Below are 10,306 nucleotides of genomic sequence, written 5' to 3' on the forward strand. Positions count from 1 at the left end.
CGCCGGTGGGCTTCATGCCGTACTTGGGCGTCGCGCCCAGCGGCAGCGCGGCCTTGTCGATCAGCGGCTGCGCGCGGTGCTCGCGGGCGCGCTGCTCGGCCACGCGCAGGCGCGCCGAACCGTCGAGCAGCTGGAGCTGCTTCGCCTGGGTCTCGGTGTCGACGGTGGCCGGCTGGGTCGGGGTGGGGATGTGGGGATGCTTCTCTGAAAACGAGCGTTGCTGCATGTGGACTGCCTTGACTGCAATACGCTCCCTCGCCTCCGCGAATCGGGCGATTGTCTCGACCACGACGCGCGGGTCAAGTAACAGGAGGTGATCCGGGTTGTCCGCCGCGATCAGGCGTGCAGCACCACGAGCAGCGCCGTCGCCGCCTTCTTCGACAGGTTGCGGATCGCGTGCGCGCCGTCCACGGCGTAGCGCGCGGTCTCGCCGCTCTTGACGAGCTGGCGGCTGCCGCCGGCCGTGACCTCGAGTTCACCGGCCAGCACGCTCAGGTGCTCGCGCGAGCCGGGCTCGTGCGCGGCGGACTCGAGGGCGCCGCCGGGCTGCACCATCAGCTCGTACCACTCGAAGTTGCCGGCCAGGTCGATGGGGCCGAGGATGCGCAGCCGGCACAGGCCGTCCGGGCTCGACAGCGCTGGCGTCGCGTGCGAGGCGACCACCTCGATCGGCGGGGCGGCGGGCCGCTCGCCGCCCAGCAGCTCCGACAACTCCACCCGCAGCGCATTGGCAAGCCGCCACACCACGGCCACCGTGGGATTGGCCTGGTTGCGCTCGATCTGCGAGAGCATCGACTTGGAGACGCCCGCCCGCCGCGACAGCTCGTCCAGCGACAGGCCCTGGGCTTGCCGCAGCGCCTGCAGCGTCGCGCCCACGCGGGGAGGTTCCAGTTTTTCGGAAGGATTGGCGGACATCTGAGGCGGGCGAGGGCGTTCCGGGGTGGAAGAAGGCGCCTTGACCGGCCTCCGCTCTTCCTTGATACTGCACGGCTGTTCGATATAACGAACGCGTTCGATTTAACGGATTGTGCCGCAGGAGCACCGCATGACCAACATCGCCTCCCCGTCCACCGACGACTTCTATCGCCACCTGCAGAACGAGCTGCAGGGCATCCGCGACGCCGGCCTCTTCAAGAGCGAACGCATCATCACCAGCCCGCAGGGCGCCGTCGTCAAGACGCGAGACGGGCGCGAGGTCCTCAACCTGTGCGCCAACAACTACCTGGGCCTGTCCTCGCATCCGAAGGTGGTGGAGGCCGCCCACGAGGCGCTGCGCACCCATGGCTACGGCCTGTCGTCGGTGCGCTTCATCTGCGGCACGCAGGACATTCACAAGGAACTCGAGCAGCGCCTGGCGCGTTTCCTCGGGACCGAGGACACCATCCTCTACGCCGCCGCCTTCGACGCCAACGGCGGGCTGTTCGAGCCGCTGCTGGGCGAGCAGGACGCGATCATCAGCGACGAGCTGAACCACGCGTCCATCATCGACGGCATCCGCCTGTGCAAGGCCAAGCGCTTCCGCTACAAGCACAACGACATGGCCGACCTGGAGGCGCAGCTGACCGCGGCCCGCGCCGCCGGCGCGCGTCACGTCATGGTCTTCACCGACGGTGTGTTCTCGATGGACGGCACGATCGCGCAACTGGACAAGATGCGCGAGATCACCGATCGCTTCGGCGCGCTGCTGGCGATCGACGAATGCCATGCCAGCGGCTTCATGGGCAAGACCGGCCGCGGCACCCACGAGTACCGCGGCGTGTTCGGCAAGGTCGACATCATCACCGGCACGCTGGGCAAGGCGCTGGGTGGCGCGTCGGGCGGCTTCACGACGGGGCGCAAGGAAGTGATCGAGCTGCTGCGCCAGCGCTCGCGGCCCTACCTGTTCTCCAACACGGTGGCGCCGAGCATCGTCGGCGCGTCCATCGCGGTGCTGGACCTGCTGGAAGGGAGCACCGCGCTGCGCGACAAGCTCGAGGCCAACACCGCCTTCTTCCGCGAGGCCATCCAGCAGGCGGGTTTCCAGATCAAGCCGGGCACGCATCCGATCGTGCCGGTGATGCTGTTCGACGCGGTCAAGGCGCAGCAACTGAGCGCGCGGCTGCTGGAGCTGGGCGTGTATGCGGTCGGCTTCTTCTATCCGGTGGTGCCCAAGGAGCAGGCCCGGGTGCGGGTGCAGATCTCGGCGGTGCACGAGCGCGAGCACCTGGAGCGGGCCGTGGCCGCGTTCGCGCAGGCGGGCCGCGAGCTGGGACTGGTGAAGTAAGGCGCTGAGAAGAAGATCCCCATGACGACCAAGATCCTGTTGATCGGCGCGAACGGCCAGATCGGTTCCGAACTGGCGGTGGAGCTGGCCAAGCGCCATGGCAACGCCAATGTCATCACCAGCGACGTCGCCCCGCAGGGCCGCGTGCCGCAGCTGACCCACGAGATGCTGGACGTCACCGATGCGGCGGCGCTGGCGGCGGTGGTCAAGCGGCACGGCATCACGCAGATCTATCACCTGGCCGCGGCGCTGTCCGCCACGGGCGAGAAGCATCCGATGTGGGCCTGGGACCTGAACATGAAGGGCCTGCTGAACGTGCTGGAGCTGGCGCGCACGGCGAAGCTGGAGCGCGTGTTCTGGCCGAGTTCCATCGCCGCCTTCGGACCGCAGACGCCCAAGCAGGCCACGCCGCAGACGACGGTGATGGACCCGACGACGATCTACGGCATCTCCAAGCTGGCCGGCGAGGGCTGGTGCCGCTGGTACCACGCCAACCACGGCGTCGACGTGCGCAGCCTGCGCTATCCCGGCCTGATCAGCTGGAAGACGCCCCCGGGCGGCGGCACGACCGACTACGCGGTGGAGATCTTCCACGAGGCGCTCAAGCACGGCCGCTACACCTGCTTCCTGAAAGAGGACCAGGCGCTGCCGATGATGTACATGCCGGATGCGCTGCGCGCGACGATCGAGCTGATGGAGGCACCGGCGGAGCGCATCACCGAGTGGGGCAGCTACAACCTGGCGGGCGTGAGCTTCACGCCGGAGCAGATCGCCGCGTCGATCCGCCGTCGCATCGCGGGCTTCACGATCGACTACGCGCCGGACTTCCGCCAGAACATCGCCGCGAGCTGGCCGCAGTCCATCGATGACAGCGTCGCGCAGCGCGACTGGGGCTGGAAGCTGGGCTACGACCTGGACGCGATGGCCGACGACATGCTGGCCTCGCTGAAGGCGCAGGCCGAGCAGGGCGCTACAGCCGCCCAGGCGGCGCAGGCCTGAGGACGTAGAGTCACGGGCTGTCTTCGTTGCCCTGAACACGCCGTGTCCCGACTCGCTGCTGAATTCCAACGCCTCTACGCCGCCGGCGCAGATGGGGCCTCGCGCGCGCTCGTGCTCGATGTGGGGCGCCCGTCGGATTGGGAGCTGCTTGCCAACGTGTGGCGTGGCGTGCAGCTCGACCTGGCGCTGCCCGCGCCGGGCATCGCCATCGCGGGCGAGAACAGCTATCAGCTGTGGTTTTCGCTGGAGCGCGGCTGCGCGCCTGAGGCGGCCGCCGCCTTCTTCGAGGGCCTGAAGTCCCGATACCTGGCCGGCATCGCGGGCCCGCGCATTCGCTGGCTGACGGAGCCGCCGGTGATGCCGGCCGAAGTCCGGGAAGGGCAATGGTCGGCGTTCGTCGCACCGGATCTCGCGCCGGTGTTCGTCGAGGCGACGTGGCTGGACATCCCGCCCGGCGCCGAAGGGCAGGCGGATCTGCTGAAGTCCTTGAAGTCGATCACGCCGCAGGCGTGGGAGGCGGCGCTGGCGGCCCTCGCGCCGCGCGGCCCGCAGGACGACGCACGCCCTGACGGGCGCTCGGACCGCGCATTGACCGGCGAGGCGACGCCGGAAGCGCCGCGGGTGACGTCGACGCCTGCCGTTCAGTCAGCCAGCCCGACGAACTTCACCGACCCCCGCGCCTTCCTGCTGCACGTCATGAACGACGCGACGCTGCCGATGGCGATGCGGATCGAGGCGGCCAAGGCCTTGCTGCCTGAATCGGGCAAGTCCTGACCGGCTGCTGGCAGCGCCGGTCCGATGTCGGCATCGACCTAATCCCCTCCCACGGGGACGCTCAGAACCGGATCTTCCCGGTCCAGATGTCCTTGTACATGACCCAGTCGCCCATGAAGCTGTAGAGCGGGCGCTTGAACGAGGCGGGCTTGTTCTTCTCGAAGCCGAAGTGCCCCACCCAGGCGAAGGCGTAGCCGCACAGCAGCCCGATCAGGATGAAGCCCCAGCGCTGCGTCGCGAGCGCGTAGGCCAGGAACGCCAGCCCCAGCGTCGAGCCGACGAAGTGCAGTCGGCGGCAGGTGCGGTTGCGGTGCTCGCCGAGGTAGAAGGGATAGAACTCGGCGAAGCTGCGCATCGCCTTGACGCGGTCCGCGCCGGCGTCCGAGTCGCGCGGCGCGTGGGGCAGGGGGCTGGTGCTCATGGGCGTCTCCTGGCGCGGCCCTCGCGGGGCCGTCCGCGGGTGAGGGGCTCACCGTACGGCGCTCAGCCGAGCGCCGCCTTCAGCGCATTCAACATCCCTTCCGGCGCCTCGGTCATCAGTGAATGCCCGGCCGGCAGCGTCTGCACCCGCGCGCCCAGCAACTCGGCCAGCTGCTTCGCCGCCTTGGGCGGCGTCATCACGTCCTTCGCGCCAAGGATGAGCTCGGTCCGCACGCCGGCGGCCGTCAGCTTCGCGGCGGCCTGCGGCGCACCCTGGTAGCGATCGCAGACCAGGAAGTCGTGCTCGAACAGGTTGCCCCGTTCGCCGTAGCCATCCTGCATGCGCTCCATCAGCGCGAGATTGCCGCCGTGCAGCCAGGCGCCCGGCGCCGGGTAGGACGGCTTGCCGGCGGTCGTCGCATGCGAGAACGCGTTGACCATGGCCATCGCCGCGCGCGGCCGCTCGCGCGAGGTGGCCAGCAGCGCGTCCGAGACCTTCATCGGCCAGGCCGTGCCGACCATCGCCAGCCTGGCGATGCGCGCCGGGCGCCGTGCCGCGGCCTCGAGCGCGATCAGCGATCCCATCGAGTGCCCGACCAGCGAGACCGCGCGGTCGGCCGTCACGCCGGCGGTGTCCAGCAGCGCGTTGATCCAGTCGCCGAGCGCCTCGACGTCATCCAGCGCCGGCCCTGCGCTGCGGCCGTGGCCGGGCAGGTCCACCGCCAGCACGCCGCGCCCGTGGTGGGCGAAGTAGCGGGCCAGCAGCGTCCACACGCTGTGGTCGTGCAGCGCGCCGTGGATGAACACGACGACGGGCAGCGTCGCATCGAAGCGCTTGCCGCCGGTGTAGGCGTAGGCCGGGCGGCCCTGGACGTTCAGCTTCATCGCGCTCATTTGGCGGCCACCTTCAATGCGGACTTGAGATCGGCGATCAGGTCCTCGGGATCCTCCAGGCCGATCGACAGCCGGATCGTTCCTGCGCCGATGCCGGAGGCGGCGAGCGCCGCGTCGTCCATGCGGAAATGCGTCGTCGAGGCCGGATGGATCACCAGCGAGCGCGCATCGCCGACATTGGCCAGGTGCGAGAACAGCCGCAGCGATTCGATGAAGCGGCGGCCGGGCTCGCGGCCACCCTTCAGGTCGAAGCTGAACACCGCGCCGGCGCCCTTGGGCATCAGGCGCTGCGCCAGCGCGTGGTCGCGGTGCGAGGGCAGGCCGGGGTAGTTGACGCGTTCGACGATGTCCTGCGATTCGAGGAACTCGGCGATCCGCTGGGCGTTGCTCACGTGGCGCTGCATGCGCAGCGGCAGCGTCTCGATGCCTTGCAGCATCAGCCAGGCGGTGTGCGGGCTCATGCAGGCGCCGAAGTCGCGCAGGCCTTCGCGGCGCGCGCGCAGCAGGAAGGCGCCCACCGTGCTTTCCTCGTTGAACACCATGCCGTGGAAGCCGTCGTAGGGTTCGCAGAGTTCGGCGTAGCGGCGGCGGTCGCCGCTGGCCGCGTGGGCGCGGTCCCAGTCGAAGCGGCCGCGTCGACCAGCAGCCCACCCACCACGGTGCCGTGGCCGCAGAGGAACTTGGTCGCCGAGTGATGGACCAGGTCGGCGCCCAGCGCGATCGGCTGCTGCAGGTAGGGGGTTGCGAAGGTCGCGTCCACCAGCAGCGGGCGGTGGGCGTCGTGAGCGATCTGGGCGATGGCGGGGATGTCCAGCACGTCCAGTCCCGGGTTGCCCAGGCTTTCGCCGAGCAGCAGCCGGGTCTCGGGCCGGATCGCCGCGCGCCAGGCGTCGAGGTCGCCGGGCCGGACGAAGGTTGTCGAGATGCCGAAGCGCTTGAGCGTGTAGTGCAGCAGATTGTGCGAGCCGCCGTACAGCGCGCTCGAGGCCACGATGTGGTCGCCGGCGCTGGCGATCGTGGCGATGGCCAGGTGCAGTGCGGCCTGGCCGCTGGCGGTGGCGATGGCGCCGACGCCGCCGTCGAGTGCGGCGATGCGTTCCTCCAGCACGGCGGTCGTCGGGTTGGACAGCCGGGAGTAGACGTGTCCGCTGCGCTCCATGTTGAACAGGCCGGCGGCCTGTTCGGCGCTTTCGAACACGAAGGAGGTGGTCAGGTGCAGCGGCACGGCGCGGGCGCCGGTGCTGGGGTCGGGCGCGGCGCCGGCGTGTAGCGCCAAGGTATCAAAGCCCGGGTCGGAAGGACCTGACATGGGTGGTCTCCTGCTTGTCATGCGGTGAGGTGAGGTCTGGCGCCGGGCATTGTGTGCTATGTTGGCGGCCAACTTTTCCTCACGTTTTTCTCAGGCGACCATGAAAGTCTCCGACATCCTGCGCGTCAAGGGCAGCACGCTGTTCACTGTCTCTCCGGACACGCCGCTGGCGCAAGCGGCCGAGACCATGGCCGAGCGCGACATCGGCTCGCTGGTCGTGATGGAGTTTGGCGACCTGGTGGGCATGCTCACCTTTCGCGAGGTCATCCAGGCGGTGGTGGGCAACGGCGGGAGTGTCGGGACGCGGCTGGTGCGCAGCGTGATGGATGATGCGCCGCTGACTTGCACGCCGGAGACCGAGATCGACGAGGTGCGGCGGATGATGCTGGGTCGTCACGCGCGCTACATGCCGGTGCTCAATGGCAAGCAGTTGATGGGCGTGATTTCGTTCTACGACGTGGCCAAGACGGTGGTGGATGCGCAGGATTTCGAGAACCGGATGCTGAAGGCCTACATCCGGGATTGGCCGTCCGAGGACGGCGCCCAGCCCTCCTGACGCGACTCGCGCACAAGAAAAAACGCCCCGCTTCCACGGGGCGTTTGTCTTTGCCCACCGCGCCCTCGGTCAAGGGGCAGTCGTGCGCGGCGAGACAGATGTGATGCCTGCCGCGGTGTCCGGCTGGGATGCGGGGCTAGGCGCAGACCGGAGCCATAGCGGCGCTATGGCGAGGATCTGCAACGCCGCCCCGCGCCCAGCCGGGCGCCGCGGCGGGCGTCACATCCAGGCGACGCCGTAGTAGTCGTAGACCTTGCGGCCGTACTCGTCGGTGTACTCGGGGCGGTCGGTCTGGGCGTAGCGTGGGGCCTTCTCGAGCTGGTCTTCGCGCAGGGGGACGACGTAGCCGTCGAGGCTGGTGTCGTACTTGAGCATGTTCCAGGGGATGGGATAGCGGTCGGTGCCGATGCCCATGAAGCCGCCGAACTCCAGGGCTGCATAGCGGACGAGTCCCGAGCGTTTGTCGATCACCAGGTTGTCGATGGTGCCGAGCTTGTCGCCGTTGCCGTTGTAGACCTTGGTGCCTTCGACGCGATCGGAGGCGATGGTGGTGCTGGCCATGAGGGGGATCTCCTAGTCAGTTGCGATAAGGGGAAGGAGGCAAATCGCGTGCCGCACTGCTCCGCGCGGCGCGCCCGCTCGTACGCAACTCGACCGGGAATTTCCCTTGCCTGAACAAGGGAACTCTTCACCGCCGCGCCGCGGCCCTCCCGCATGCCCAAGCTGCCCACCGCCGTCCGTGAAGCCGTCGACATCGTCAGCGAGGCCGCGCAAGGCTGGAGCGACGACAACGCGCCCAGCATGGGCGCGGCGCTGGCCTACTACACGCTGTTCTCGATCGCGCCGCTGCTGCTGATCGTCATCAGCGTGGCCGGGCTGGTGTTCGGCGAGCAGGCCGCGCGCGGCGAGGTGATGGCGCAGCTCTCGGACCTGCTGGGCACGCAGGGCGCGATGGCCGTGGAGGACCTGCTCAAGCGCGTGAACCGGCCCGACGAGGGCGGCTGGGCCGCCGCGATCGGGACCGTCGTGCTGCTGGTGGGCGCGACCTCGGTTTTCGCCGAGTTGCAGAACTCGCTCAACCGCATCTGGAAGGCGCCGCTGGTGAACAGCGGTCCCGTCTGGAAAAGCCTGCTGACGCTGCTGCGCAAGCGGCTGCTGTCCCTCGGGCTGATCCTCGGCCTGGGTTTCCTGTCGATGGTGTCGATGGTCGCCAGCGCCGCGCTGGCGGCGATCAGCAAGTGGTGGACCGGCTGGCTGGGCGCGGAGTTCGTGCTGCTGGCGCAGGTGCTGAACGCCACGCTCGCCTATGCGCTGATCACCGTGATGTTCGCCGTCATCTACAAATGGGTGCCGGACGTGCCGGTGCGCTGGCGCGACGTCTGGGTCGGCGCGCTGATCACCTCGGCGCTGTTCAGCCTGGGCAAGACGCTGATCGGGCTCTACATCGGCCGCAGCGGCGTCAGTTCCGCTTACGGCGCGGCGGCCTCGCTGGTGGTGATGATGCTGTGGGTCTACTACTCGACGCAGGTCTTCCTGATGGGCGCCGAACTCAGTTGGGCCTTCGCCAAGCGCCACAGCCTGCGGGAGCAGGCCGCCGCCACCGCGGCGCGGGCGCTCCAGGCCCGCTGAGATCTTTCTCGGCGCGGTGCCGACGCCGCGCCGATGTCCCGCCCACGTTCCGCGTCCGTGTCGCTGTTGTGCCGTGGATGCCCGATGAACACGGCGATCCCGGCCGTCAGGTCCGTCGACGCCGGCATGAGGTTTGCCTTGATCCCTTGTGGATTCGGCGGCATGGGCCGCCGGGTTTGTACAACCGGCGAAACGCCTGAAAGGAAGTGCCATGAACCAGTATGGGCAACGAGGCAGACAGGACCAGCGTCAGGACAACCAGTGGGGCCAGGGCGATCGCGATCGTTCGCACTACGGGGCGCAGACGGGCAGCCAGCGCGGCCAGGACCGGTCGCGGGAGGACCAGCAGGCGGCCTATCAGGGCTCGAGCTTCCAAGCCGACCGGGATGACCCGCGCGGCGGTGGCTACAGCGGCGGTTACGGCGGCAACTATGGCCAGGGCCGCGACGAGCGCGACGACTACCGCCAGGACTACCGCAGCCACGGCGACTACCAGAGCCAGGGTGGCTATCGCGGCGGCTACGAGAACGAAGGCTGGGGCGGTGACCGCGGGCGCTCGATGAGCGGCAACTACGGCGGTGGCAGCCAGGGCGACAGCGGCGGCTACGGCGGCTACAGCGGGTCCGGCGACTACGGCAGCCGCAGCTATGGCGCGTCCAGCGGCTACGGGCGTGACAGCACCGGCTCGGGCGCTTATCGCGACCAGGGACCTCGCCATGAAGGCTGGCGCGAGGATGCCGGTCGCCGCGGCGACTATGGCGGCATGGCCGGCTCCAGCTCGAGCAGCAGCTATGGCGCCTCGCTCGGCGAGCATTACGGCGGCAGCCAGGACGCGCAGGGTGGCGGACTCGAAGGTCGCGGTTATCCGGGCAGCCAGCGTGGCGGCTATGGCGGCCAGTCCGGCGGCTACGGAGGGCAGTCTGGCGGTTATGGTGGCCAGTCCGGCAGCTATGGCGGTTCGGGTGGTTCGGGCAGCTACGGCGGTTACGGCGAACAGGGCGGCGGCTACGGCGCCCAGTCGCAGCGCCGGCAGCATTACGACCCCGACTACGAGCAGTGGCGCGCCGAGCAGATGCGCAGCCTCGACAACGACTATCACGGCTGGCGCCAGGACCGCTACCAGAAGTTTTCCGAGGACTTCAACAAGTGGCGTTCGGAGCGCTCCTCGCGGCAGGGCTCGTCCAGCGGCACCGGATCCTCGTCGGGGCAGTCGATGAGTTCGCAGGACACCAGCGACTCGACGCGCTTCGGGCAGGGCGGCAACACGCTGGGCAGCGGCACCGGGACGCACGAGAGCGGCCAGTCCACCACCAGCGGGTCGTCCAGCCTGTCCAGCGCCTCCACCGGCGCCACGCCCGGCGCATCCAGCAGCACGACGCCGGGCTCGTCCTCCGGCTCTTCCTCGGGGTCGTCCCCCAGCAAGACCAAGTGAGGCCGCGATGAGCCGCGCGTCGCGGTGACG

General features: G+C 69.2%; 11 protein-coding genes and 1 pseudogene. 6 read left to right on the forward strand and 6 right to left on the reverse strand.

Translation table 11 applies throughout. From position 1 onward, the window contains the following. Together FUT87_RS25135 and FUT87_RS25140 are read right to left on the reverse strand one after the other, a co-directional pair. A partial coding sequence (locus tag FUT87_RS25135) for a hypothetical protein (protein ID WP_147242764.1) occupies nt 1-226 on the reverse strand: 226 nt, incomplete at its 3' end. A gap of 110 nt (nt 227-336) precedes the next feature. Next, a complete protein-coding gene (locus FUT87_RS25140; RefSeq protein WP_147242538.1) occupies nt 337-915 on the reverse strand; it encodes a helix-turn-helix domain-containing protein in 579 nt (192 codons plus the stop codon). A gap of 130 nt (nt 916-1,045) precedes the next feature. Between FUT87_RS25140 and kbl the strand changes: the two genes are divergently transcribed. Genes kbl through FUT87_RS25155 form a run of 3 tightly spaced genes read left to right on the forward strand, consistent with a single transcriptional unit; the run spans nt 1,046 to nt 4,036 of the window. Next, nucleotides 1,046-2,263: a glycine C-acetyltransferase gene (gene kbl, locus FUT87_RS25145; protein WP_091724806.1), complete on the forward strand. Its 1,218-nt coding sequence runs from the start codon at nt 1,046-1,048 to the stop codon at nt 2,261-2,263. 21 nt (nt 2,264-2,284) lie between these two features. Further along, entirely contained in the window at nt 2,285-3,262 is a 978-nt protein-coding gene (locus FUT87_RS25150; protein WP_147242537.1) for an NAD-dependent epimerase/dehydratase family protein, read from the forward strand. Nucleotides 3,263-3,304: 42 nt separating this feature from the next. Next, nucleotides 3,305-4,036: a hypothetical protein gene (locus FUT87_RS25155; RefSeq protein WP_147242536.1), complete on the forward strand. Its 732-nt coding sequence runs from the start codon at nt 3,305-3,307 to the stop codon at nt 4,034-4,036. Nucleotides 4,037-4,097: 61 nt separating this feature from the next. Here the strand turns inward: FUT87_RS25155 and FUT87_RS25160 are convergent, their stop codons facing one another. From FUT87_RS25160 to FUT87_RS25170, 3 genes and pseudogenes are all read right to left on the reverse strand, one after another. Further along, nucleotides 4,098-4,457 (reverse strand): DUF962 domain-containing protein, encoded by a 360-nt coding sequence (locus tag FUT87_RS25160; RefSeq protein ID WP_147242535.1) that lies wholly within the window; start codon nt 4,455-4,457, stop codon nt 4,098-4,100. Between the two features lie 62 nt (nt 4,458-4,519). Next, nucleotides 4,520-5,341 (reverse strand): alpha/beta fold hydrolase, encoded by an 822-nt coding sequence (locus tag FUT87_RS25165; protein WP_147242768.1) that lies wholly within the window; start codon nt 5,339-5,341, stop codon nt 4,520-4,522. 5 nt (nt 5,342-5,346) lie between these two features. Then, nucleotides 5,347-6,659 (reverse strand): annotated as a pseudogene (locus tag FUT87_RS25170) (O-acetylhomoserine aminocarboxypropyltransferase). A 100-nt stretch (nt 6,660-6,759) separates the two neighbouring features. Between FUT87_RS25170 and FUT87_RS25175 the strand changes: the two are divergent. Beyond that, nucleotides 6,760-7,215 (forward strand): CBS domain-containing protein, encoded by a 456-nt coding sequence (locus FUT87_RS25175; RefSeq protein ID WP_091724801.1) that lies wholly within the window; start codon nt 6,760-6,762, stop codon nt 7,213-7,215. Nucleotides 7,216-7,434: 219 nt separating this feature from the next. Here FUT87_RS25175 and FUT87_RS25180 read toward each other — a convergent pair whose 3' ends face one another. Beyond that, nucleotides 7,435-7,776, reverse strand: coding sequence for a PRC-barrel domain-containing protein (locus FUT87_RS25180; protein ID WP_147242765.1), 342 nt, complete (start codon nt 7,774-7,776; stop codon nt 7,435-7,437). A gap of 153 nt (nt 7,777-7,929) precedes the next feature. Here FUT87_RS25180 and FUT87_RS25185 point away from each other — a divergent pair, with 153 nt between their 5' ends. Continuing rightward, entirely contained in the window at nt 7,930-8,844 is a 915-nt protein-coding gene (locus FUT87_RS25185) for a YihY/virulence factor BrkB family protein (RefSeq protein ID WP_147242766.1), read from the forward strand. A 211-nt stretch (nt 8,845-9,055) separates the two neighbouring features. After that, nucleotides 9,056-10,276, forward strand: coding sequence for a hypothetical protein (locus FUT87_RS25190; protein WP_147242767.1), 1,221 nt, complete (start codon nt 9,056-9,058; stop codon nt 10,274-10,276). Nucleotides 10,277-10,306: the final 30 nt, after the last annotated feature.

It is taken from the genome of Mitsuaria sp. TWR114 (assembly GCF_007997345.1).